At 72.0% G+C, this 22,869-nt stretch carries 26 protein-coding genes; 12 read left to right on the forward strand and 14 right to left on the reverse strand.

Annotated elements, in window-relative coordinates; genetic code table 11:
- Window positions 1–131: 131 nt before the first annotated feature.
- Window positions 132–1,508 carry an FAD-binding oxidoreductase gene (locus tag ACZ7GX_RS01880; protein WP_498771731.1) on the forward strand — a complete coding sequence of 459 codons (1,377 nt, stop codon included), beginning with the start codon at window positions 132–134 and terminating at the stop codon, window positions 1,506–1,508.
- Window positions 1,509–1,511: 3 nt separating this feature from the next.
- On the opposite strand, the gene ACZ7GX_RS01885 is transcribed toward ACZ7GX_RS01880, so the two are convergent.
- From ACZ7GX_RS01885 to ACZ7GX_RS01905, 5 genes are all read right to left on the reverse strand, one after another.
- Window positions 1,512–2,249, reverse strand: coding sequence for a DedA family protein (locus ACZ7GX_RS01885; protein ID WP_498771733.1), 738 nt, complete (start codon window positions 2,247–2,249; stop codon window positions 1,512–1,514).
- A gap of 10 nt (window positions 2,250–2,259) precedes the next feature.
- The gene (locus tag ACZ7GX_RS01890) at window positions 2,260–2,445 is read right to left on the reverse strand and encodes a hypothetical protein (RefSeq protein WP_498771735.1); all 186 of its coding nucleotides are present in this window, start codon (window positions 2,443–2,445) and stop codon (window positions 2,260–2,262) included.
- 4 nt (window positions 2,446–2,449) lie between these two features.
- Complete coding sequence (gene nagA, locus ACZ7GX_RS01895; RefSeq protein ID WP_498771737.1) at window positions 2,450–3,607, reverse strand: N-acetylglucosamine-6-phosphate deacetylase; 1,158 nt, start codon at window positions 3,605–3,607, stop codon at window positions 2,450–2,452.
- The gene (locus ACZ7GX_RS01900) at window positions 3,604–4,509 is read right to left on the reverse strand and encodes an ROK family protein (protein WP_498771739.1); all 906 of its coding nucleotides are present in this window, start codon (window positions 4,507–4,509) and stop codon (window positions 3,604–3,606) included. The genes nagA and ACZ7GX_RS01900 overlap by 4 nt, the downstream gene beginning before the upstream one ends.
- A gap of 275 nt (window positions 4,510–4,784) precedes the next feature.
- Complete coding sequence (locus ACZ7GX_RS01905) at window positions 4,785–5,624, reverse strand: LysR family transcriptional regulator (RefSeq protein ID WP_498771741.1); 840 nt, start codon at window positions 5,622–5,624, stop codon at window positions 4,785–4,787.
- Window positions 5,625–5,729: 105 nt separating this feature from the next.
- Between ACZ7GX_RS01905 and ACZ7GX_RS01910 the strand changes: the two genes are divergently transcribed.
- Window positions 5,730–6,464, forward strand: a complete 735-nt coding sequence (locus ACZ7GX_RS01910) for an SDR family NAD(P)-dependent oxidoreductase (protein ID WP_498771743.1) — start codon at window positions 5,730–5,732, stop codon at window positions 6,462–6,464.
- A gap of 22 nt (window positions 6,465–6,486) precedes the next feature.
- Here the strand turns inward: ACZ7GX_RS01910 and ACZ7GX_RS01915 are convergent, their stop codons facing one another.
- Window positions 6,487–7,065 (reverse strand): SigE family RNA polymerase sigma factor, encoded by a 579-nt coding sequence (locus ACZ7GX_RS01915; protein ID WP_053714368.1) that lies wholly within the window; start codon window positions 7,063–7,065, stop codon window positions 6,487–6,489.
- Window positions 7,066–7,131: 66 nt separating this feature from the next.
- On the opposite strand from ACZ7GX_RS01915, the gene ACZ7GX_RS01920 reads away from it, so the two are divergent.
- Window positions 7,132–7,410 carry a YciI family protein gene (locus ACZ7GX_RS01920; RefSeq protein ID WP_498771746.1) on the forward strand — a complete coding sequence of 93 codons (279 nt, stop codon included), beginning with the start codon at window positions 7,132–7,134 and terminating at the stop codon, window positions 7,408–7,410.
- 4 nt (window positions 7,411–7,414) lie between these two features.
- Here the strand turns inward: ACZ7GX_RS01920 and ACZ7GX_RS01925 are convergent, their stop codons facing one another.
- Both ACZ7GX_RS01925 and ACZ7GX_RS01930 read right to left on the reverse strand, forming a co-directional pair.
- Window positions 7,415–8,278 (reverse strand): SDR family oxidoreductase, encoded by an 864-nt coding sequence (locus ACZ7GX_RS01925; RefSeq protein ID WP_498771748.1) that lies wholly within the window; start codon window positions 8,276–8,278, stop codon window positions 7,415–7,417.
- A gap of 73 nt (window positions 8,279–8,351) precedes the next feature.
- The gene (locus ACZ7GX_RS01930) at window positions 8,352–9,284 is read right to left on the reverse strand and encodes an aldo/keto reductase (protein WP_498771750.1); all 933 of its coding nucleotides are present in this window, start codon (window positions 9,282–9,284) and stop codon (window positions 8,352–8,354) included.
- A 109-nt stretch (window positions 9,285–9,393) separates the two neighbouring features.
- On the opposite strand from ACZ7GX_RS01930, the gene ACZ7GX_RS01935 reads away from it, so the two are divergent.
- Entirely contained in the window at window positions 9,394–10,218 is an 825-nt protein-coding gene (locus ACZ7GX_RS01935) for a TIGR03620 family F420-dependent LLM class oxidoreductase (RefSeq protein ID WP_498771752.1), read from the forward strand.
- Here the strand turns inward: ACZ7GX_RS01935 and ACZ7GX_RS01940 are convergent.
- Entirely contained in the window at window positions 10,215–10,502 is a 288-nt protein-coding gene (locus tag ACZ7GX_RS01940) for a DUF427 domain-containing protein (RefSeq protein ID WP_498771754.1), read from the reverse strand. The genes ACZ7GX_RS01935 and ACZ7GX_RS01940 overlap by 4 nt on opposite strands.
- A 94-nt stretch (window positions 10,503–10,596) precedes the next feature.
- Between ACZ7GX_RS01940 and fbaA the strand changes: the two genes are divergently transcribed.
- The gene (gene fbaA / locus ACZ7GX_RS01945) at window positions 10,597–11,631 is read left to right on the forward strand and encodes a class II fructose-bisphosphate aldolase (RefSeq protein WP_498771756.1); all 1,035 of its coding nucleotides are present in this window, start codon (window positions 10,597–10,599) and stop codon (window positions 11,629–11,631) included.
- 60 nt (window positions 11,632–11,691) lie between these two features.
- On the opposite strand, the gene ACZ7GX_RS01950 is transcribed toward fbaA, so the two are convergent.
- Together ACZ7GX_RS01950 and ACZ7GX_RS01955 are read right to left on the reverse strand one after the other, a co-directional pair.
- The gene (locus ACZ7GX_RS01950) at window positions 11,692–12,873 is read right to left on the reverse strand and encodes a serine hydrolase domain-containing protein (protein ID WP_498771758.1); all 1,182 of its coding nucleotides are present in this window, start codon (window positions 12,871–12,873) and stop codon (window positions 11,692–11,694) included.
- A 66-nt stretch (window positions 12,874–12,939) separates the two neighbouring features.
- A complete protein-coding gene (locus tag ACZ7GX_RS01955; protein WP_498771980.1) occupies window positions 12,940–14,055 on the reverse strand; it encodes a hypothetical protein in 1,116 nt (371 codons plus the stop codon).
- A gap of 295 nt (window positions 14,056–14,350) precedes the next feature.
- On the opposite strand from ACZ7GX_RS01955, the gene ACZ7GX_RS01960 reads away from it, so the two are divergent.
- Together ACZ7GX_RS01960 and ACZ7GX_RS01965 are read left to right on the forward strand one after the other, a co-directional pair.
- Window positions 14,351–14,758, forward strand: a complete 408-nt coding sequence (locus ACZ7GX_RS01960; RefSeq protein ID WP_230570781.1) for a DUF3151 domain-containing protein — start codon at window positions 14,351–14,353, stop codon at window positions 14,756–14,758.
- Window positions 14,759–14,762: 4 nt separating this feature from the next.
- Window positions 14,763–15,839, forward strand: a complete 1,077-nt coding sequence (locus ACZ7GX_RS01965) for an FUSC family protein (RefSeq protein WP_498771761.1) — start codon at window positions 14,763–14,765, stop codon at window positions 15,837–15,839.
- Between the two features lie 132 nt (window positions 15,840–15,971).
- On the opposite strand, the gene ACZ7GX_RS01970 is transcribed toward ACZ7GX_RS01965, so the two are convergent.
- From ACZ7GX_RS01970 to ACZ7GX_RS01980, 3 genes are all read right to left on the reverse strand, one after another.
- Window positions 15,972–16,220 (reverse strand): hypothetical protein, encoded by a 249-nt coding sequence (locus ACZ7GX_RS01970; protein WP_141980007.1) that lies wholly within the window; start codon window positions 16,218–16,220, stop codon window positions 15,972–15,974.
- 7 nt (window positions 16,221–16,227) lie between these two features.
- Complete coding sequence (locus ACZ7GX_RS01975; RefSeq protein ID WP_498771764.1) at window positions 16,228–16,869, reverse strand: HNH endonuclease family protein; 642 nt, start codon at window positions 16,867–16,869, stop codon at window positions 16,228–16,230.
- A gap of 111 nt (window positions 16,870–16,980) precedes the next feature.
- Complete coding sequence (locus ACZ7GX_RS01980; protein WP_498771982.1) at window positions 16,981–17,655, reverse strand: diacylglycerol kinase family protein; 675 nt, start codon at window positions 17,653–17,655, stop codon at window positions 16,981–16,983.
- Window positions 17,656–17,743: 88 nt separating this feature from the next.
- On the opposite strand from ACZ7GX_RS01980, the gene ACZ7GX_RS01985 reads away from it, so the two are divergent.
- From ACZ7GX_RS01985 to ACZ7GX_RS02005, 5 genes are all read left to right on the forward strand, one after another.
- Window positions 17,744–19,036: an adenylosuccinate synthase gene (locus ACZ7GX_RS01985; protein ID WP_498771766.1), complete on the forward strand. Its 1,293-nt coding sequence runs from the start codon at window positions 17,744–17,746 to the stop codon at window positions 19,034–19,036.
- A gap of 156 nt (window positions 19,037–19,192) precedes the next feature.
- A complete protein-coding gene (locus tag ACZ7GX_RS01990) occupies window positions 19,193–20,017 on the forward strand; it encodes an ABC transporter permease (RefSeq protein WP_498771768.1) in 825 nt (274 codons plus the stop codon).
- Window positions 20,002–20,703, forward strand: coding sequence for an ABC transporter ATP-binding protein (locus tag ACZ7GX_RS01995; protein ID WP_498771770.1), 702 nt, complete (start codon window positions 20,002–20,004; stop codon window positions 20,701–20,703). The genes ACZ7GX_RS01990 and ACZ7GX_RS01995 overlap by 16 nt, the downstream gene beginning before the upstream one ends.
- A complete protein-coding gene (locus ACZ7GX_RS02000; protein WP_498771772.1) occupies window positions 20,687–21,637 on the forward strand; it encodes an ABC transporter substrate-binding protein in 951 nt (316 codons plus the stop codon). The genes ACZ7GX_RS01995 and ACZ7GX_RS02000 overlap by 17 nt, the downstream gene beginning before the upstream one ends.
- Window positions 21,634–22,836 (forward strand): LLM class flavin-dependent oxidoreductase, encoded by a 1,203-nt coding sequence (locus ACZ7GX_RS02005; RefSeq protein WP_498771774.1) that lies wholly within the window; start codon window positions 21,634–21,636, stop codon window positions 22,834–22,836. The genes ACZ7GX_RS02000 and ACZ7GX_RS02005 overlap by 4 nt, the downstream gene beginning before the upstream one ends.
- Window positions 22,837–22,869 lie beyond the last annotated feature (33 nt).

Here is a 22,869-nt window from a genome sequence, read left to right on the forward strand (position 1 = left end):
CCTACGTGGGACCCCGGCGTCGCCTGGGCGACATGGGGATAACGCGTTGCCGAAGCCTCGGGGACGTGGCGGTTCGCACCGGCGTGAACACGGACTGGAGTGATCACCGTCACCGGGGATAGCGTGGACGGATGGAGGCCTTGCTCGCCGAACTCCGCTCCGCCGTCGGCGCCGACGCGGTCCTGACCGACGTCGACGTGACCGCGAGCTACCAGCGCGACATGATGCCGCTGGCGCCCTACGGGCAGCCGCTGGCGGTGGTGCTGCCGACGTCCGCCGCACAGGTGCAGGCGGTCGTGCGGGCCTGTGCGGCCGCGCGCACGCCGATCGTGCCGCGCGGCGCGGGCAGCGGGCTGTCCGGCGCGGCCAACGCCGTCGAGGGCTGCGTGGTGCTCGCCACCACGAAGATGAACGCGATCGTGGAGGTCGACCCGGACAACCGGCTGGCCGTGGTCGAGCCGGGCGTGGTGAACCTCGACCTGCGCGGCGCGGTGGAGAAGCACGGGCTGTTCTACCCGCCCGACCCGTCCAGCTACGACTGGTGCACGATCGGCGGGAACCTGTCCACCAACGCGGGCGGGCTGTGCTGCGTGAAGTACGGCGTGACCACGGACTCCGTGCTCGGGCTCGACGTGGTGCTGGCCGACGGCGAGCTGCTGCGGACCGGTCGGCGCACGGTCAAGGGCGTCGCCGGGTACGACCTGACCAAGCTGTTCGTCGGCAGCGAGGGCACGCTCGGCGTGATCACCCGCGCGACCCTGGCGCTGCGGCCGCTGCCGCAGGCGCCCGCCACGCTCGTGGCCACGTTCGGCAGCACGGCGGAGGCGGGCGTCGCGGTGAGCCGCGTGGTGACCGAGGGCATCGTGCCGTCGTTGATGGAGATCATGGACCGCACGTCCATCCGGGCCGTCGAGCAGTACCTGAAGACCGACCTGAACGCGGGCGCGGCGCTGCTGCTGTGCCAGTCCGACTCGGGCGGCGAGGCGGGGCGGCACGAGCTGGCGGCGATCGAGCAGGCGTGCGTCGCGGCGGGCGCCGAGCTCGTCTACGCCACCGACGACCTCTCCGAGGGGCGCGACCTGCTGACCGCGCGGCGCGCCGTGCTGAACGCGCTGGAGATCTACGGCGCGTGGCTGACCGACGACGTGTGCGTGCCGCGGACGAAGATCGCCGAGCTGATCGCCGGGTGCGAGCGGATCAGCGAGTCGGTGGGCCTGCGGATCGCCGTGGTCGGGCACGCCGGCGACGGCAACATGCACCCCACGATCGTCTACGACCCGGCGTCGGAGGACGAGTTCGCGCGGGCGCGGCGGGCGTTCGACGAGATCCTGGCCCTGGGGCTGGCGCTCGGCGGCACGATCACCGGCGAGCACGGCGTCGGCAAGATCAAGCGCGAGTGGCTGGCGCGCGAGATCGGCCCGGTCGGCCTGCGGGTCCACCGCGAGATCAAGCGCGCGCTGGACCCGGAGAACCTCTTCAACCCGGGCTCGATGTTCGACCTGGGGTAGCGGTCAGTCGAGGGGCTTGATGCGCTGGGTCTCGTCGACCCGGTCGATGACCTGGGTGATGTCGGCCGCCTCCTGCGCGAGCAGGCTCTTCTTCTCGCGGCGCGCCTTGACGACCTCGATGATGATCGGGACGACCGAGATCAGCACGATCAGGATCAGGATCATCTCGAGGTTGTCGCGGACGAACTGGATCTGGCCGAGGAAGTAGCCGAGCACCGTCAGGCCCGCGGCCCACGCGACGCCGCCGATCAGCGAGTACGTGAAGTACTTGCGCGCGTCCATCCGGCCGACGCCCGCCATGGCGGTGATGAACGTCCGCACGATCGGCACGAACCGGGCCATCACGATCGCGCGCGCGCCGTACTTGTCGAAGAACTCGTGCGTCTTGTCGACGTACTCCTTCTTGAAGATCTTCGACTCGGGCTTGTTGAACAGCGCCGGTCCGGCCCGGTGGCCGATCCAGTAGCCGACCACGTTGCCCGCGAGCGCGCACACCGTGAGCAGCAGGCACACCAGCCACAACGGGTACTCCAGCACCCCCGAGGCCACGAACAGGCCCGCGGTGAACAGCAGCGAGTCACCGGGCAGGAAGAAGCCCACCAACAGGCCGCATTCCGCGAAGACGATGAAGCACAGGCCGACCAGCATGTACGGCCCGAGCCCCTTGAGCAGGATCGCCGGGTCGAGCCAGTCCGGACCGAGGGCAACCGTGGAGGTGAGCGCGACAGTCACGGCGACCACGGTACAGGCACTACCTGAGCGTCATGACCGCCACGACCGTGCCCGCGGCCAGCCCGAGCAGCACCGCCAGCAGCAGCACCCACCCCGCGCCCAGCGCCGGGCGGACCCGCCGCACGGGCACGTGGGGGTGCGCGCCGGAGCTGGTGGCCTGTGCGCGCAACGCGTCGGCCACCAGCTTCTCGTGGTCTTCGGGCACGAGCTCAGTCTTTCACCCACGCGCCCCGGCTCATCACCTCGCGCGGCCTCAGCTCGGCGTCCAGCACCACGACGTCGGCCGCGAGACCGGCGCGCAGCTCACCCGTGCGGCCCTGCAAGCCGAGCAGCCGGGCGGGCCTGGTCGACGTGGCGTGCACGGCCTCCTCGACGGTCAGGCCGCACGACTGCACCGCGTTGCGGAACGCCGCGTCCATGGTCAGCGTGCTGCCCGCGAGGGACGCGCCACCGGCCAGCGTCGGCACGCCGTCCACCACCCGCACCTCCAGGCCGCCCACGTCGTAGACGCCGTCGCCCACGCCCGCCGCCGCGATCGCGTCGGTCACCAGGACGGTCCGGTGCACGCCCGCGTGCCGCGCGGCGAGGCGGACGGCGGTCGGGTGCAGGTGCACGAGGTCGCAGATCAGCTCGACGGTGACGCGCTCGTCGTCCAGCAGCGCGCCGATCGGTCCGGGCTCGCGGTGGTGCAGCGGGCGCATCCCGTTGAACAGGTGGGTGGCCACCGTCGCGCCCGCCTCGACGGCCGGCCGGATCTGCGCCTCGGTGGCGTCGGTGTGGCCGATCGCGGCCAGGACGTCGTTGGCGACGAGGTGGCGCACCGCGTCCACGCCGTGCTCCAGCTCCGGCGCGACGGTGATCATGCGGACCGCGCCGCCGCCCGCGTCGAGCAGCCGGTCGATCGAGGCGCGGTCCGGCGGGCGGAGGATCGCCGGGTCGTGCGCACCGCAACGCGCGGCGGACAGGAACGGGCCCTCCAGGTGGATGCCGGCGACCACGTTGTCGCGCACCAGCTCGGTCAGCGCCTCGACCTGGTCGGCCAGCTCCGGGATCGGCCTGGACACCAGGCTGGCCAGCAGCGTGGTGGTGCCGTGCCTGCGGTGCGCGTTCGCCGCCTTGATCACCCGGGCCGGGTCGGCGCTGGTGAACGCCTCACCACCGCCGCCGTGGCAGTGGATGTCGACGAAGCCCGGCACCAGCCAGCCGCCGTCCACGTCCGTCGTCGGGCCGTCCGGTGGCGCCCCCTCGCCGACGGCCGCGATCAGGCCGTCCCGCACCGCCACCCACCCCTGTTCGAGCACCCCGTCGGGCGTGACGACCCGACCACCGGTCAGGGTCACGTCCACGGGTCCACCCCACGTGCTCATCTCTCCTCCAGCATGTCGATGGCCAGCAGCGCGGCCCCGAGGCACCCGGCCTCGTCGCCCAACGCGGCCAGCCGCAGTTCCGGGCGTCGCTGGAACGTGATCAGCTCGTCCAGTCGTCCGCCCAGCGGATCCGTCAGCTTCGGACCCGCCAGCGCCAGTCCGCCGCCGAGCACCACGGCTCGCGGCCCCAGCAGAGCGGCTACCAGCAGGATGCCCTTCGCGAGCGCGTCGACGGCCTCGCGCCACACCACCGCCGCGTCCTCGTCACCCTCCGTGAGCAGTTTCGCCACCTCGGCCGCGCCGCCGACCTGGCGGTCCGTGCGTTCGGTGTAGCGGCGGGCGATCGAGGCGCTGCTCGCCCGTGCCTCGACACAACCCGTCTGGCCGCAGCCGCACGGGTCGCCGTGACCGACGTCCACGTGCCCGATCTCGCCCGGCGCGGGCGAGACCCGGCCGTCCAGGACGAGGGCGGCGGCGATGCCCGTGCCGATCGGCATGATCACCGCGTCGGTCAGGTCGCGGGCGTTGCCCTGGCGCAGTTCGGCCAGGCCACCGGCCCGCACGTCGTGGCCGAACGCGGTGGGCAGGCCGGTCGCCGCCGCGATCCGGTCGCGGAACGGGTAGTCCGCCCAGCCCAGGTTGGCCGAGTAGACGCCGGTGCCGGTCACCTCGTCCACGATGCCCGGCACGACCACGCCGACCGCCTCGACCGGGTGGTCGGAGGCGGCGCGCAGCCCGGCGACCTGGGCGGCCACGTCCTCGACCACGGCGTCACCGCCGGGCCTGGTCGCGCGCCGCTGCTGCCTCACCGCCACCACCCCGCCGGGACCACCGGTGACCAGGGCCGCTTTCGTCCCGGTACCGCCGACGTCGACGGCTATCACGTGTCTTGTGCGCGCCACGAGGACCGATACTGCGGCATCCGACCGCCATTGGTCTATACCAAGTGTCCGATTGGGCGAGTCCGGTGTGGCCGGGCACGTGCTGTCGTGCCTGTCGCGAGTTGTCCACAGGCGGCGGTCGGCGGGGTGGTTCTGTCGGTCCGCGGTGGCAGGATCAAGAACAGGGATCCCCTGGGCGGGGACCCCTGCGAAGCGGGGTCGTGGTGGGCCGGGCGCCACGGAGGTGCCCCGACAGACCGGTGACGCTCGGTGCGACCGATGAGCAGCGGTGCCGGTCAGAGGCGCGTCGCGGTGTGGACGAGGTCGGCGACGGCTTTGGACCTGCTGTGCGGTGGCCAGGCGATGACGGTCGTGACGGCCGGTGCGTCCGGCACGGGCACGACGGCGTGATCGTCGCGCAGCTGGGTCCGCAGCGACTCGGGCACGACCGCGCACGCCAGGCCGAGCGCGATCAGCTGGAACAGCTGGGTGTGGTCGCGGACCTGCGGGCCGGGGCCGTCCGGGTAGCTGCCATCCCGTCCGGGCCAGCGAGGCAGGGGCAGGTTCGCCAGGTCGGCGACCTCGGCCAACGGCACGTGCGCCCGGTCGGCGAGGGGATGGCCGGCGGGCAGGACCACGACCTGCCGTTCGGTGTGCAGGTCCTCGGTGTCGAACCCGGCTGTCGTGTCGTAGGGCCGGTGGAGCAGGGCGACGTCGGCACGCCCGTCGCGCAGCAGGTTCTCCGGCTGGCCGGGCCCGCGCAGCACCACCTCGACCGCCGCGGCGCCCGGTTCGGCGGCGTAGGCGTGCAGCAGCTTCGACAACAGTCCGCTGGACGCCCCGGCTTTGGTGGCGAGCACCACACCGGGCTGGTCGGCCGCGGCACGGCGGGTTCGCCGCTCGGCGGCTTCGACCGCGTCGAGCGCGGTCCGGGCCTCCCGCAGCAGCACCGCCCCGGCCTCGGTCAGGGTGACGGCGCGAGCGCCGCGGTGCAGCAGGACGACCCCGAGCCGCCGTTCGAGCTTCTGGACGGCTCGCGACAGCGGTGGTTGGGCGATCGCGAGTCGTTGTGCCGCCCGCCCGAAGTGCAATTCCTCGGCGACGGCGACGAAGTACCGCATCTCCCGCGTCTCCACCGGGGCACGGGTATCGGCGATGACCACCACCGATACCCGTGCGGTATCGCCGTCGACCCACTCGGTCTTGGACGCTGCACCCGGAGCCGCAGCAGGATCCGCGGTGTGAGTGGACGGACGATTGCGCTGGTCACCGGCGCGAACAAGGGAATCGGCTACGAGATCGCCGCCGGCCTGGGCGCGCTCGGCTGGAGGGTCGGTGTGGGCGCGCGTGACCGGCATCGTCGCGACACCGCGGTGCAGAAGCTGCGCGCGGCCGGGATCGACGCGTTCGGCGTGCCGCTGGACGTGACCGACGACGCGAGTGCCGCGGCGGCGGCCGAGTTGATCGCCGATCACGCCGGAGGGCTCGACGTGCTGGTGAACAACGCCGCGATCAACGGCGTCACCGGCGATGGGCCGCAGACACCGACCGCGGTCGATCCCGCGACCGTGCGCGCGGTCGTGGAAACCAACGTGATCGGGGTCATCCGCGTCACCAACGCGATGCTGCCGATGCTGCGCGCCTCGCCCTCACCGCGAATCGTCAACATGTCCAGCAGCGTCGGTTCGCTCTCCCTGCAAACCGCACCCGGCATCGACATGGGCCCGGTTCCCGCTGCCTATCTGGCGTCGAAGACCTTCCTCAACGCCGTCACCGTCCAATACGCCAAGGAACTGGGCGGTACCAACATCCTGATCAACGCCGGCTGTCCCGGGTTGACCGCCACCGACTTCACCGGTTTCAGCGGCCACCGCACACCGCGACAGGGCGCGGCCATCGCGATTCGCCTCGCGACCCTGCCCGACGGCGGACCGACCGGCGAATTCCGCAACGACGACGGAGCGGTGCCCTGGTGACGGGCACACCGGCGAAGGGTGGCTAGTTGCCGGCCATGATCTTCTGCAGGGCGTCGAGCGCGCGGCTCGCGGTGCTCTTCACGGTGCCCTTGCTGATGCCGGTGGCCTCGGCGATCTCGGCTTCCGACAGGTCGCCGTAGTAGCGCAGCACGAGCACCTCGCGCTGCCTCGGCGGCAGCTGGGACAGCGCGCGCACGACCGCCTGGTGCTCGGCCGTCAGCATGGCGAGGCTCTCCGCCGAACGCGCGTTCGCCACGTGCGGCGGGGTGTAGTCGCGGGCCGTCTTGCGCCGCCGCAGCACGCTGCGCGAGCCGTTGACGACCGCGGTCCGCAGGTAGCCCACGGCCGCCTGCGCGTCACGCAGGTTCTTCCAGTTCCGGTACAGGCCGGTGAACGCCTCCTGGACGACGTCCTCCGCCGTGGCGGGCTCGTCGACCAGCAGCAGCGCCAGCCGGACCAGCCGCATCCGGTGCTGGCGGTACAGGTCCTCCAGCGTCAGCGGGCCGGTCGGGGCCGGTGCCGCGCCGTCCTGGATCCGCAGGTTCGTCAGCGTGTCCTGCACACGCGCGATGCCGCCGCTGTTCCGATCGGGACCGACCACGGAAAAGACGTTACCCCGTCAGGGGGTAGCTTCGGTGCGGCGCTGCACAACGGAGGTGGGCTTTCGATGGCTCGGTTCGCGGTCGAGTTGGTCTTCGGCGACAACCAGGACGAGCGGATGGCGGTCCGACCCGCGCACCGCGAGTACCTGGGCACGCTGGTCGAGCGGGGTGTGCTGCTCGTGTCCGGTCCCTACACCGACCAGTCCGGCGCCCTGCTGGTCTACGAGGTCGCCGACGAGGACGAGCTGCGCGAGGTCCTCGCCGCCGACCCGTACACGCCCGCCGGCGTCGTCAAGGAGACGCGCGTGCACGAGTGGCAGGCGCTGACCGGCGTCTGGCTCTGACGAGCTACCCCTTCTTCGCCGCGGCGGCGGCCGTGCCACCCGGTCCGACCAGGCCGGACAGGTCGTTCGCCGCCATCTCGCGGTCGGCGGCGGGCACCGACTTGGCCGCCTGCCGGTCGACCACCTTCGGCGTGAACGCGCGGAAGATCTTCAAGCCGCCGACCCAGCCCGGCACGTGCACGGCCTTCGACCGGCGGGTGATCGCCCGGACCACCGCCCTGCCGACGTCGGAGACCGGGTACTTCTTGCCCGCGAGCCCCGGCATCCCGCTGCGCAGCGGGCCGAAGACGGGGTGCTGGTCGGCGCTGTTGACCATGTCGGTGGAGATCCACGAGAAGTACGCCACGCCGACGTCCACGCCGAGGTGCCGCACCTCTGCGCGCAGGCTGTCCGCGAACGCCTCGCAGCCCGCCTTCGCGGCGGAGTAGGCGCCGTTGCCCGGGATGTGCACGATCGCCGCCAGCGACGACACGACGAGGCAGTAGCCGCGGCTCGCGATGAGGTGCGGCAGGCACGTCCGGACCGTGCGCCACACCCCGAGCAGGTTGACCTCGATGACCCGTTCGAACGCCGCGGGGTCCATCGAACGGATGAAACCGGTGGCGGCGATGCCCGCGTTGGCGACGACCACGTCGATGCCGCCGTAGTGGTCGACCACGCCGTTCACCGTGGTCTCCAGCGCCTCCCAGTCGGTGACGTCGGCCTCCCACGCCCGGCCGCCGCACTGCTCGGCCACCTGCCGCAGCTGGTCGCCCTCCAGCCCGACCAGGGCGAGCTTCGCGCCCTTCGCGGCCAACCGCCGCGCCACCTCCGCGCCGATGCCCCTCGCCGCGCCAGTGATCAGGACAACCTTGCCCGCAACGTCCACGGTGACCTCCTCAGCCCGCTCCAGCCAGGGAGGTCACCGTAACGCAACTTACCGCCAGTAAGCTACTGGAGAGTTAAACGGCGCTGGCCGCGGTCAGCGCCGCCGCCTCGTCCGCCGTCAGCCGCAGCTCCAGGGCCGGGAGCAGGGCGGCGAGCTGGTCGGTGGTGCGCGCCGACGCGATGGGCGCGGCCACCGTCGGCTGCTCCGCCAGCCACGCCAGGGCGACCGCCGCCTGGGTGGTGTCGTGGTCGGCCGCTACTTCGTCCAGCGCCGCGAGGATGCGCAGGCCGCGTTCGTCCAGGTACTTCGAGGCGGCGGCGGCCCGCGGGCTGTCCACCGTGACGCCCGGCCGGTACTTGCCGGTCAGGAAGCCCTTCGCCAGGCCCCAGTACGGCGCGGACGCGAGCCCGTGGTCGGCCACCGCGCGGGAGAGCTCTCCCTCGTAGGAGCGGTCCACGAGGTTGTACGGCTGCTGGAGCGCGACGAACGGGGCGAAGCCCTCGCGCTCGGACACGGCGAGCGCGGACGTGAGCCGCTCGGCGCTGTAGTTGGACGCGGCGACGTGCCGGACCTTCCCGGCGCGGACCAGCCGGTCGAACGCCGCCAGCGTCTCCTCCTGCGGCGTGTCGAGGTCGTCCTTGTGCGCGTAGTACAGGTCGATGTGGTCCACGCCGAGGCGGCGGAGGGAGTCCTCGGCGGCCCGCTCGATCGTGGCGGCTTTGAGGTCGTCCAACCCCCGGAGCATGCCGACCTTGGTCGCGACCACGATCGAGTCCCGGTTGCCCCGCTCGCGCAGCCACCGGCCGACGATCGTCTCCGACTCGCCGCCGACGTGGCCCTCGGCCCACGCCGAGTACGAGTCGGCGGTGTCCACGAAGGTGCCGCCGGCCTGCGCGAACGCGTCCAGCACGGCGAACGAGGCCTCCTCGTCGGCGGTCCAGCCGAACACGTTGCCACCCAGGCACAGGCGCGACACGTCGAGGTCGCTGGTTCCGAGTTTCGTCATGTCGCGAAGCTAGGCGGACCGGTCCATTCGCGCCGAATGGAGAAGTCAGGACTAAATGGTGCCGCGGCGCGGTTGGCAGTCGTCAGCACCTAGTTCGCGGGGAGACGAAATGACGGTCGAGTTGGGCAGGTACGGCGTGTGGGACCGGGCCGCGCGGTGGGTGGGCCGCGGCGAGGACGCCGCCGAGCTGGAGGAGCTCGGTTTCGGCGCCCTGTGGCTGGGCGGGTCGCCCGACGGCAGCGTCATGACCACGGTCTCCGAGCTCCTGGACGCGACCGAGAAGATCACCGTGGCGACGGCCGTGATGGACGTGTGGACGACGCCGGCCGGCGAGGTCAACGACGGCTACCGGGCGCTCGCGTGGACCGACCGGTTCCTGGTCGGCATCGGCACCGGGAACGGTGAACTCGTGGGTGAGGTGCATCACAGCCCGTACCAGAAGCTGATCCACTACCTCGACGAGCTGGACGTGCCGCGCGACCGCCTGGCGCTGGCCGCGCTCGGTCCGCGCCTGCTCCGGCTCGCCGCCGCCCGGACGAGCGTCGCCCACCCCTACCTGGTGACGCCCGACTACACCGCGAGGGCGCGCGAGACCGTCGGCTCGGGCGCGGTGCTCGCCCCCGAGCAGCACGTCGTGCTGGAGGAGGACCCGGCACGGGCCCGTGACCTGGGGCGGGAGGCGCTGGCCGGCTACCTGGGCAGGCCGCACCACACCCGCAACTGGCTGCGCAACGGCTTCACCGAGGACGACCTGGCCGGCGGCGGCAGCGACCGGCTGGTGGACGCCCTGGTCGCGTGGGGCCCGGTCGAACGGGTGGCGCGGCGCCTGCGCGAGCACCACGACGCGGGAGCCGACCACGTGGCCGTCCAGGTGGTCGGCTCCCCCGACGCCCAGCAGGCGTTGCGCGACGTCGCGGCCGCGCTGGAGGACTAGTTCTCGGAGATCTCCACGCCGTTCCAGAACGCGACGTGGTCCTTGATGTTCGCCGCGGCCTCGCTGGGCTGCGGGTAGTACCACGCGGCGTCGGTGTTGTCCTGGCCGTTGACGTGCAGCGTGTAGTAGCTCGCCTTGCCCTTCCAGTGGCAGACCGACGTGGTGTCCGACGGCCTGAGGTACTCGGTGCGCACCGACTCCAGGGGGAAGTAGTGGTTCCCCTCCACCATCTCGGTCTGGTCACTCTCGGCGATGATCTCGCCGTTCCACCGTGCGATCGCCATGACACCACTATGCCGTTGATCATCTTCGCTCGCCGGCCGGTGCCCGTAGGATGCTGCCGACACCGCGTTCCGGGCACCCGAGGAGGACCCACCGATGCCCATCGCAACCCCCGAGGTCTACGCCGAGATGCTCGACCGCGCGAAGGCGAACGAGTTCGCCTACCCCGCGATCAACGTCACCTCGTCCGAGACCCTCAACGCGGCCCTGCGTGGTTTCGCAGAAGCCGAGAGCGACGGGATCATCCAGGTCTCGACCGGTGGTGCCGAGTTCGCCTCGGGCACCAAGGTCAAGGACATGGTGACCGGCGCGGTTGCGCTGGCGGAGTTCGCGCACGTGGTCGCCGAGAAGTACCCGGTGAACATCGCGCTGCACACCGACCACTGCCCGAAGGACAAGCTCGACGGCTACGTCCGGCCGCTCGTCGCGATCAGCCAGGAGCGGGTGGACCGCGGGCTCAACCCGCTGTTCCAGTCGCACATGTGGGACGGCTCGGCCGTGCCGCTGGACGAGAACCTGAAGATCGCGTCGGAGCTGCTCGACCTCACCGCCAAGGCGAAGATCATCCTCGAGATCGAGGTGGGCGTCGTCGGCGGCGAGGAGGACGGCGTCGCGCACGAGATCAACGAGAAGCTGTACACCTCGCCCGAGGACTACCTGAAGACGGTGGACGCCCTCGGCGCCGGTGAGAAGGGCCGCTACCTGGTCGCGGCGACGTTCGGCAACGTGCACGGCGTGTACAAGCCGGGCAACGTGAAGCTGCGCCCGGAGATCCTCAAGCAGGGGCAGGACGTGGTGGCCGAGAAGCTGGGCCTGCCGGCCGGCTCCAAGCCGTTCGACCTGGTCTTCCACGGCGGCTCCGGCTCGCTGCTGGAGGAGATCCACGAGGCTCTCACGTACGGCGTGATCAAGATGAACATCGACACGGACACGCAGTACGCGTTCACCCGGCCGATCGTGGGCCACATGTTCGGCAACTACGACGGCGTGCTCAAGGTGGACGGGGAGGTCGGCAACAAGAAGGCCTACGACCCGCGGTCCTACCTCAAGGCCGCCGAGCAGGGCATGGCCGCCCGCATCGCCCAGGCGTGCGAGCACCTGAAGTCGTCCGGCCGCATGATCGCCGGCTGAGACGCCCCCGCACGGCGAACGGCCCCCTCCGGTTCCGGAGGGGGCCGTTCCGCGCCCGCGCTACCGGCGGTTCATGCGGCAGACGGCGGCGTCCACCAGTTCCGCCTGGGCGGCGGCCGCGGCCGGTGCGGCCAGGGCGAAGGTGGTCGTCATCAGCACGGTGACCGTGCGGGCGCCGGTGACGTCGGTGTAGTTGTGGCTGCGGTAGCCCGGGAAGCCGCCGGAGTGGCCCCAGACCGTCCCGCAGGACGTCCTGACCTCCATGACGCCGAGGCCGTAGCCGTTGGCGCTCGCACCGCCCTGGGGCACCGCGTCGCGCATCTCGGCGAGCAGGTGCCGCGGGACGAGCCGGCCGGACATGAGCGCCGTGAGGAACCGGTGCCAGTCCGCGGCGGTGGACAGCAGGCCGCCGGCGGCCCACGCCGGGCCGAGGTCGATCCCGGTCACGTCGACGTGCTCGTGGCGCCGGGGGCCGGCGAAGCCGTCGCCGACGGGCTGCCCGGGCGGGAGCAGCGGGCCGAGGTGCTCGGCGTCGGGCTCGTACCCGTGGGCGTGCCGGCCGCGGAACCCGGTCCCGTCGGCGAAGTAGGTGTCCCTCATGCCGAGGGGTTCGAGGATCCGCCGCTGCACCAGTTCGGTGTACGGCCGGCCGGTCACGGCCTCCAGCACGAGGCCGATCAGCGTGTAGTTGGTGTTGCTGTAGTCCCACCGCTCGCCGGGCGCGAACAGCGGCGGGTGCGAGAGGGCCACGGCGAGCAGTTCGTCAGGCGTCCACGCGTGCGGCCGCTGCCCGGTGAGCAGGCCGTGCAGGCGCGGGTCGTCGAGGTAGTCGAACAGGCCGCTGGTCTGGTTGAGCAGCATCCTCAGCGTGATCGCCGAGCCGTTCGGCACCACGCCCGGCAGCCGGCGCTCGACGGGGTCGTCCAGGCTCAGCCGCCGCTCGGCGACGAGTTGCAGGACCAGGGTCGCGGACACCGTCTTGGTGTTGGACGCCATCTTGAACTCGTCGCCGGGGCGCAGCCGGTGGTCCGACAGCGTCCAGCGGGCCTGCCGGACGACCTCCACCGGCCGGCCGCGCCCGTCGTCCACCCGGACGACGACACCGGGGACGCCCGCCGCCAGGGCCTGGTCGACCGCGCTCGCCAGCCGGTTCGGCGCGTCCGCGGTCGCGAGGCCCGCGGTGGTCGCGGTCAGGGACAGGACCAGCGTGCCGGCGATCGTCGCGCGGAGAAGTCGGCGCATAAAAGTTCCCCCCAAGGGTTCGGGTGCCACCCGACTGATCCTCGAGGGGAACGGGGTCGATCGGAATCAGGCGGCCACCAGGGGCCGTCGGGGGGTTTCCCCCACCTTGACCCGGTCGGCGACCAGCCAGAGCGCGGCCAGCACGACGAACGTCACCGCCGCGGACGGGTAGAGGATCGGCGGCGCGGCGTCCAGCGCCTGCAGCACCCAGATCCCGCCGTAGCCCAGGCCCGTGACGGCCGCCGAGCCGAGCACCGCGGCCAGCGGGGCGGGCAGCCTGCCCAGGTGCGCGGCGTCCACGGCCAGGCCGATGAGCAGCAGGAACACCGGCACGGTCGACAGCGGGAAGTCGGCGACGCCGAGCAGCGGCCAGATCAGCAGGCGGTAGGCGACGTAGCCGCCCGCCACCGCGGTCGCCGCCCACGGCACGCCGATCGTGCGCCGGGCGATCACCAGCACGAGCGCCGCCGCGACCAGGCCCCACACCGGGTAGACCCAGTCGGGGATGGGCAGCGAGAACTGGACGATCGACTCGCGGTCGACGGGCCGGCCGATCTGGTCGGCGGCGAACTGGAGCAGGCTCGGCTCGGCGTACGGGTCGCCGCGGTCCCAGGAGGCGATCTCCAGCACGCCGTACTCCTGGTGCTGGTTGGGGAACCACATGTTCTCCAAGAACAGCAGCCACAGCCCGGTCAGGCCGAGCACCCGCCACCGGCCGCCCTCCGGGTAGAGCTTGATCCACCCGCGGATCGCGCCCGCCATCATGATCGCGGTGCCCAGGTACAGCAGGGCGTGCGAGCCGCTCCACGACGTGATGTCGAGGCCGTTGATCCGGTGGTTGATCAGGTCGATGGGCAGCGCGACCAGGAAGACGCCGGTGCCCCACTGCATCAGCCGCAGCGCGGTCTTGTCCGCGCCGTAGCCGGTGTAGGTGTGGAACAGCGTCAGCCCGACCACGATCACCGTGCCCAGGGTGTTGATCAGGTGCGGTGGCGCCAGTTCGTCGCGCAGCCACTTGAAGTGCCAGGCCACGTCCCACGAGGAGCCGATCAGCTTGAGCAGCAGACCGACGAGCCAGAGCTTGTAGAGCGAGGCGACGAGCGCCGGTGGCGTCGCGCGCCCCGGCTCGCCGCGCTCCCAGTACTGGTCGCGGAAACGCGCGACGCGATTGGTTACCCCCATGTTCACCCGCCCATGATGCGTCCCGACCGGAGAGGCTGGAAGGGTGCCCCGCCCTGGAATTTCCCGGAACATCCCCTAGGGGACGTCGATGACCAGCGCATTCCGGGCAGGACTCATGCTAACAGGTGACCTTCGTTGCTCCGAATGGCCTCAACGGGGAAAGGTGCCGCCCTGAGAGTTCACTGAGAACCGAGGAGCGCTTTCATGGGCAAGAAGGTCGTCGCCGGCGTCATCGTCACCGCGTTGGTGCTGGCACTGGTCGCTGCGGTGGCCCGGGTATTCCTAAGCTGACGGCATGGAGAACCTGCTCGGTCCCGAACCCACGTTGCTGCCGGACCGCCCGGAGGCGCAGGCCGCCGCCGAGGCGGGCACCGACCCGGCCAAGATCGTCCGCGCCTACCCCGACTTCAGCGAGGCGTGGGCGCTGCTCGCCGAGCGGGCGCTGCAGACCGGCGACCCGGTCGCCGGCTACGCGTTCGCGCGCACCGGCTACCACCGCGGCCTGGACCAGCTGCGCCGCTCGGGCTGGAAGGGCCACGGCCCGGTGCCGTGGTCGCACCGCGGCAACCAGGGCTTCCTGCGCGCGCTGGCGGCGCTGGCGCGGGCCGCCGACGAGATCGGGGAGACCGAGGAGTACGAGCGCTGCCGGAAGTTCCTCGGCGACAGCGACCCGGCGGCGCCCGCCGCGCTCGGCCTGAGCTGAGCACGTGGGGGCCGTGCGCGACGAGGTGGCGCGCAGGCTGAAGCGGTGGCGGAGCACGGCCTTGCCGATCGGCCAGGCCGCGCTCGCCGCCGGCCTGTCCTGGCTGGTGGCCACCGAGGTGGTCGGCCACGCGCACCCGTTCTTCGCGCCGATCGCCGCGGTCGTCTGCCTCGGCGTGTCGCTGGGGCAGCGGCTCCGGCGCGTCGTGGAGCTGGTCGTCGGCGTGTCCGTCGGCGTGGGTGTCGGCGACGTGCTGATCTCGCTGATCGGGTCCGGGCCGTGGCAGATCGCGCTGGTCGTGGCGCTGGCGATGTCCACGGCGGTGCTGCTGGACGGTGGCGCGGTGATCGCGCTGCAGTCCGGCTCGTCGGCGGTGCTGGTCGCGACCCTGCTGCCGCCCAGCGCGGGCGGCGGCCTGGACCGGATGGTGGACGCGCTGGTCGGCGGCCTGGTGGGGCTGGCCGTGACGGCGCTGCTGCCGGCGAACCCGCTGACCGTGGCGCACCGGCAGGCGAAGGTGGTCTTCGGCGAGCTGACCGAGGCGTTGCGCGGCGTGGCGACGGCGGTGGCCGAGTCCGACGCCGTGCAGGCGGCGGGGGTGCTGGCGCGGTTGCGCGGCAGCCAGGAGGCGGTGGACGAGTTCGCGTCGGCGTTGAAGACCGGCGGCGAGATCGCGACCATCGCGCCGATCCGCTGGCGCAGGCGGCACGAGCTCGGCCGCTACGGCACGGCCGCCACGCCGGTGGACTACGCGCTGCGCAACACCAGGGTGCTGGCCCGGCGGGCGTTGGCCGCGCTGCGGGACGGCGAGCGGATGCCGGACGTGCTGCCCGACGTGCTGCGGCGGTACGCGGACGCGGTGGACGTGCTGCGGGCCGAGCTGGAGCGCGGCGAGGAGCCGAAGAAGGCGCGTGCGGCGATCTGCGAGGCGGCCGCGTGCGCCACGACCCGGCACCTGGGCGGCGAGGGGTTCTCCACGAAGGTGGTGCTGGCCCAGGTCCGGTCGGTGGCCGTGGACCTCTTGCAGGCCACCGGGTTGTCCAGGGCGGACGCCGCCGGTTCGCTGCCGCCGCTGCGGTGACCTGGCCGCTGCTCCGCGGACGGCGGCGAAGTCGCCTGGAAGTCGGTCGTTCGCGCCCTGATATCCCGACGGCCGAAAGCGTGATCGCCGGGAAATCAGGACACGAACGACCGACGCGACTTCGCGGGCGGGTCAGCCCTCGGGGCGGTTCAGCACGCCGAGCAGGACGGCGTGCACCGCCTCGTGGTCCTTCTCGTCGGCCAGGCGGCACGAGGCGCCGGTGACGGCGTACCACTCCTCCGCGCCCTCGTAGCGCACCAGCGCGCGCAGCTCGCCGTTGTCCAGCGTGGTCCGCAGCTCCAAGTCCCCGGTCACCACGCCGACTTCGTCGGTCATGACGCCGCCGGGGCCGGCCACGAACGCGGAAGACAGGTCAGCCATCTCCTCGTCAGCACCTCCCGAGCATGCTTTGCAGTGCAGACTTCTCCGCCGAGTTCACGCTCAAACCCCACTTGTACTTCGAGCGCGTCCACATCTTCGCGTAGGTGCACCAGTACGAGGTCAGCGGCGGCTTCCAGAGCGCCGGGTCCTGGTCGCCCTTGGCCTGGTTGACGTTGTCGGTGACGGCGATGAGCTGCGGGTTGGTCAGGTCGTTGGCGAACGACTGCCGCCGCGACGTGGTCCACGACGACGCGCCGGAGCGCCACGCCTCGGCCAGCGGCACGACGTGGTCGATGTCCACGTCGGACGCCGCGGTCCACGTCGCGCCGTCGTACGGGCTGTACCAGCGGCCGGACGTGGCCGCGCAGCTGGAGTCGGTGACCACGTTCGTGCCGTCGCGCTTGAGCACCGTCTCGCGGGTGTTGCAGGCGCCCGACACGGTGCTCCAGTGCGGGAACAGGTCCCGCGAGTAGCCGCTGGTCGAGCCTTCGGTGGCCACCCTGAGCGCGGCCAGCTCCGACAGGGCGGTGCTGGTGCTCGGGATGTTCGGCGGCGTCGCCTGGGCGGGACTGACCAGTCCGACTGCCAGCGCACCAGCCAGGAGCAGGGAATAGATCGAGAATCGCGCGGTTTTGTTGACCGTTGACATAATTCCGACCTTCCTAGTTGGAAGCTGTCGGAATTACCTTGGGTCAATTCTCCTTCCGTTACAACGCTTTCGAGTGACGCCTGAATGGCGGGCTAGAAAATTCCTCCGTCACTACAACCCGCGGACCAGTCGCAGCTCTTCCGTGTGGCGGTACCAGGTCCACTTGCTCATCGGCCGCGGGTGCGCGACGCCGTCCGAGTTCACCTGCACCGGCAGGCAGCCGAGTTGGAACGCGCGCGCCGACGTGCTGGTCACCTTCCGCCCGAACAGCCGCTTGTGGATGACGCGCACCACCAGCCCGAGGCCGCCCTCCGGGTCCGGGGTCACCTCCAGCCGGGACGCTTGGCCGCGGAGCACCACGGTGTCGTCCCCGTAGCCGACCCCGCGCACCGGGCCAAGCGAGCCGAGGCCGACGAGCACGCCGCCGACGTCGTCGCGGACCAGCGGCACCGGGTCGGGGTCGCCGGACAGGGCGAGGTCGAGCGCGCGGCCCGGGTCGGTCGGCAGGCCCCAGAGCTTGGCCACCTCGGAACCCGGGTCCGCGGGCACGTACCCGATCGGCACGTCGGCGAGCCGTTCGGTGCGCAGCAGTCGCAGCACGACGGCGTTGAGGTCGCCGTCCGTGCCGTGCACGACGAGACGTTTGTCACCCGAATCGGCGAGAACCGCGTCCACCTCGGCCTTTCCGGGCCGTTCCGCCACGTGGCGGACCTCGAAACGGTCACCGTCCGTGATCATTGGCAACTGCGAGTTTCCGCAGGCCAGCACGATTCCGCGCACCTTCATCTCCTGGTCTACCCTCAACAGCCGTCCACTGACGGCTCGGCCGTCGCAGGCATTCGGCTCTTACCCGTCCAACCGCTTGGAGTTTCACATGCCGGCCGTCGTGCTGATCGGTGCCCAGTGGGGCGATGAGGGCAAGGGCAAGGCAACCGACCTGCTCGGTGACCGGGTGCAGTGGGTGGTCCGGTACCAGGGCGGCAACAACGCCGGGCACACCGTGGTGCTGCCCGACGGTCAGAAGTTCGCCCTGCACCTGATCCCCTCCGGCATCCTCACCCCTGGCGTGACCAGCGTCATCGGCAACGGCGTCGTGGTCGACCCCGGCGTGCTCCTCGAGGAGCTGGCCGGCCTGGACGAGCAGGGCGTCGACACCAGCAAGCTGCTCATCTCCGCGGACGCGCACTTGATCATGCCCTACCACGTGGCGATCGATAAGGTCACCGAGCGGTACCTGGGCAAGGCCAAGATCGGCACCACCGGCCGCGGCATCGGCCCGTGCTACCAGGACAAGATCGCCCGCGTCGGCGTGCGCGCGCAGGACCTGCTGGACGAGAAGATCCTCCGGCAGAAGGTCGAGGCCGCGCTGGACTTCAAGAACCAGGTGCTGGTCAAGGTCTACAACCGCAAGGCGCTCGACCCCGAGCAGGTGGTGGACAGCGTGCTGGAGCACGGCACCAAGTTCACCTCCCGGATCGCCGACACCCGCCTGCTGCTCAACCAGGCGCTGGAGCGCGGCGAGACGGTGCTGCTGGAGGGCTCGCAGGGCACCCTGCTCGACGTCGACCACGGCACCTACCCGTTCGTGACGTCGTCGAACCCGACCTCGGGCGGCGCGAGCGCCGGTTCGGGCATCGGGCCGACGCGGATCACCACGGTGATCGGCATCCTCAAGGCGTACACGACGCGGGTGGGCTCGGGTCCGTTCCCGACCGAGCTGAACGACGAGATGGGCGAGCACCTGCGCAAGACCGGCGGCGAGTTCGGCGTGACGACCGGGCGGTCGCGGCGCACGGGCTGGTTCGACGCGGTGATCGCGCGGTACGCGGCGCGGGTCAACGGCATCACCGACTACTTCCTGACCAAGCTGGACGTGCTGTCCGGCCTGGAGAAGGTGCCGGTCTGCGTCGGCTACACGATCGACGGCGAGCGGATCGACGAGATGCCGATGACGCAGACCGACGTGCACCACGCCGTGCCGGTGTACGAGGAGCTGCCGGGCTGGTTCGAGGACATCAGCCACTGCCGCACGTTCGAGGAGCTGCCCGCGAACGCCCGCGCGTACGTCGAGCACCTGGAGGAGATCTCCGGCGCCCGCATGTCCGCGATCGGCGTCGGCCCGGGTCGCGACCAGACCATCGTGCGCCACGACATGCTGGGCGGCTGACGCCCCGTTCGGACAACAGTGCCTCCGGGACCGACGCAATCGGTCCCGGAGGCATTTTCACAATTCGGGAGACGTTGACTCTCCTCGGTCGGATATCGAAACTCTGACTCGCTGATCAGCGCGTCCGATGTTCCCGTTGTCCGCTGGGAGAAATCCGTGTCGGTTTCCACCGCGGGTGTCGTCGTGCGTCCGGAATCCACTGCCCCGGCCCGCGCACCCGCTCCACAACGACGCAAGTGGCCCGATTTGACCCGGTGGCTGAGCCCGCTCGGGCTGGTCCTGCTGTGGCAGGCCGCGAGCAGCTCGGGCGTGTTGCCGCCGGACAAGCTAGCGTCACCGCTGACCGTGTTCCGGTCCGCCTACGAGCTCGTCCTGGACGGGCAGCTGGTGGACGCGTTCCTGGTGTCGTCGAGCCGGGTCGCGGTGGGGTTCGCCCTGGGCGCGACCGTCGGCGGCGCCCTCGGCCTGGCCTCCGGCCTTTCCCGCTGGGGCGAACGGCTGCTCGACCCGCCGGTGCAGATGCTGCGCACGCTGCCGCACCTCGGCCTGATCCCGTTGTTCATCCTGTGGTTCGGCATCGGCGAGGAGCCGAAGCTGGCGCTGGTCGCGGCCGGTGTGGCGTTCCCGCTGTACCTGAACCTGCACGCGGGCATCCGGCAGACCGACCCGGCGCTGCTGGAAGCCGCGCGCGTGCTCGGCTACTCGCGGTTCGAACGGGTCGCGCACGTCGTGCTGCCGTCGGCGGTGCCGCAGACGTTGGTGGGCCTGCGGATCGCGCTCGGCACGGCGTGGCTGTCGCTGATCGTCGGCGAGCAGGTCAACGCGGACGCGGGCATCGGCTACCTGATCAACAACGCGCGCGAGTTCCTGCGCACCGACGTCGTCGTGGTGGGCCTGCTGGTCTACGCGCTGCTCGGGTTGACCACGGACGCCCTGGTGCGCGCGTTGGAGCGGAGGGTGCTGCGGTGGCGGGCGCGGTGAGGGTCCGGGGGCTGGTCAAGGACTTCGGGCCGCGCCGGGTGCTGGCCGGGCTCGACCTGGACGTCGCGGGCGGCGAGTTCGTGGCGCTGCTGGGGCGCAGCGGGTGCGGCAAGTCGACGTTGCTGCGGGTCCTGGCGGGGCTCGACCGCGACGTCGAGGGGACGTTCTCGGTGCCAGAGCGCGTCTCGGTCGCCTTCCAGCAGCCCCGGCTGCTGCCGTGGCGGCGGGTGTGGCGCAACGTCTCGCTGGGGCTGCGCGGTGTGGATGGCCGGGTCGTGGCGGAGCGGGCGTTGGCCGAGGTGCGGCTGGCCGATCACGCCGACGCGTGGCCGTCGACGTTGTCCGGCGGCGAGGCGCAGCGCGTGTCGTTGGCGCGGGCGTTGGTGCGCGAGCCGGAGCTGCTGTTGCTGGACGAGCCGTTCGGCGCGCTGGACGCGTTGACCCGGCTCGCCATGCACCACCTGGTGGCGCGGCTGTGGCGGGAGCACCGGCCCGCCGTGCTGTTCGTGACCCACGACGTGGACGAGGCCCTGTTGCTGGCCGACCGCGTCGTGGTGCTGGCCGACGGTCGGATCGTGGCCGAGCACCACGTCGACCTGCCGCGACCGCGGCGCCGCGCGTCCTTCGCCGACCTGCGGTCGCAAGTGCTGTCGAACCTGGGAGTGGACGATGTCGAAGCTGCTTAGCGCGCTGGTGGTCGCGGTGCTGGCGCTGTCGGGCTGCGGCACGGCGTCGTCGGCGGACGGGCCGGTGGTGCTCAAGGTCGGCGACCAGAAGGGCGGTTCGAAGGCGCTGCTGACGGCCGCCGGCCTGCTGGAGGACTTCCCTTACCCGATCGAGTGGTCCACGTTCACGTCCGGTCCGCCGTTGCTGGAGGCGGCGTCGGCGGGCGCGATCGACGTCGGCGGCGTCGGGAACACGCCGCCGATCTTCGCGGCGGCGGCGAACGCGCGGATCGCCGCGGTGTACTCGGCGAAGGGCAGCGTGGAGGGCGACGCGCTCTTGGTGCCGTCCGACTCGGCGGTGCGGACGGTGCAGGACCTCAAGGGGCGCGGCATCGCGGTCGCCAAGGGCAGTTCGGCGCACGGGCAGGTGTTGCTGACGCTCGCCGCGGCCGGGTTGTCGACCAAGGACGTCACGCTCAACTTCCTGCAGCCGTCGGACGCGTACTCGGCGTTCACGCAGAAGCGGGTGGACGCGTGGGCGGTGTGGGACCCCTACACGGCGCAGGCCGAGCTGGAGGCGGGCGCGCGGGTGCTGACCGACGGGCGCGGCAAGTCGAACGGCTACACGTTCCAGGTGGCCGGGCGGGCGGCGTTGGGGTCGCCGGGCAAGGGCGAGGCGATCAAGGAGTTCGTGAAGCGGATCAGCCGGGCGCAGCGGTGGGCCGACGCGCACCGGGAGGAGTGGGCGCGGGTGTGGGCCGCGGAGACCGGGCTGAAGCCCGAGGTGGCGCGGGCGGCCGTGGAGCGCGGCGGCGACCTGCCGGTGCCGCTGGACGACGCGGTGATCGCGTCCGAGCAGGAGCTGGCCGACGCGTTCACGGCGGACGGCGCGTTGCCGGGCGCGGTGCGGTTCCGGGACTTCGTGGACACCCGTTTCCAGGGGGAGCTGTCGTGAGCGTCGTGCTGCACTGGTTCCTGCCCACGTCCGGTGACGGCCGGACCGTCGTGGAGCGCTTCCACGCCAACCGGTCGCTGGGCGCGGCGGCGTTGCGCGAGCCGGACGTCGACTACCTCGCGCAGGTCGCGGCGGCGGCCGAGCACAACGGGTTCAGCGGCGTGCTGACGCCGACCGGCACGTGGTGCGAGGACGCGTGGCTGACCACGGCGGCGCTGCTCGCGCGGACGTCGACGCTGAAGTTCCTGGTGGCGTTCCGGCCCGGGGTGATCTCGCCGACGCTGGCCGCGCAGATGGCGTCGACGTACCAGCGGATCTCGCGCGGGCGGCTGCTGCTGAACGTGGTGACCGGCGGGGACGAGGTGGAGCAGCGCCGGTTCGGCGACTGGCTCGACCACGACCAGCGGTACGCGCGGACCGACGAGTTCCTGCACGTGCTGCGGGCGGCGTGGTCGGGGCGGCCGGTCGACTTCGCGGGCTCGCACTACCGGGTGTCGGGCGCGACGGTGATGGCCGCGCCGGACCCCGTGCCGCCGATCTACTTCGGCGGGTCGTCGGACGCGGCGCTGCCGGTCGCGGCGCGGCGGGCCGACGTGTACCTGACGTGGGGCGAGCCGCCGGCGCAGGTGGCGGAGAAGATCGGCCGGGTGCGCGCGCTGGCCGGTGACCGGCCGATCCGGTTCGGCGTGCGGCTGCACACGATCAGCCGCGACACGTCCGCCGAGGCGTGGCGCGAGGCGGAGAAGCTGTTGGCGGCGCTGGACCCCGGGCAGGTGGCCAGGGCGCAGGAGCAGCTGCGCGCGTCGCAGTCGGTGGGGCAGCAGCGGATGGTGGCGCTGCACGGTGGGGACCTGGGCCGGGGCGTGCGCGGCCTGGAGGTCCACCCCGGGCTGTGGGCGGGCGTCGGGCTGGTGCGCGGCGGCGCGGGCACGGCGCTGGTGGGCAGCCACGAGGAGGTCGCGGACCTGGTCGAGGAGTACCACGGCCTCGGCGTGGAGGAGTTCGTGCTCTCCGGCTACCCGCACCTGGAGGAGGCCTACTGGTTCGGCGAAGGCGTCCGTCCGATTCTCGCCCGGCGCGGCCTGCTCGCCGAGCCCCCGGTCGACGACGGCCGGGAATTGTCGGACCCCGTCGGTAGAATCGCAGCAAGGGTTCCCCTTGGCGGGGACCCTCGCGAAGCCGTTCACGGCGGGGCCTGATCGTCGGGGGATGCCCGTGCTCGCGCGAGTGCG

Source organism: Actinosynnema sp. NPDC037264 (genome assembly GCF_055603705.1).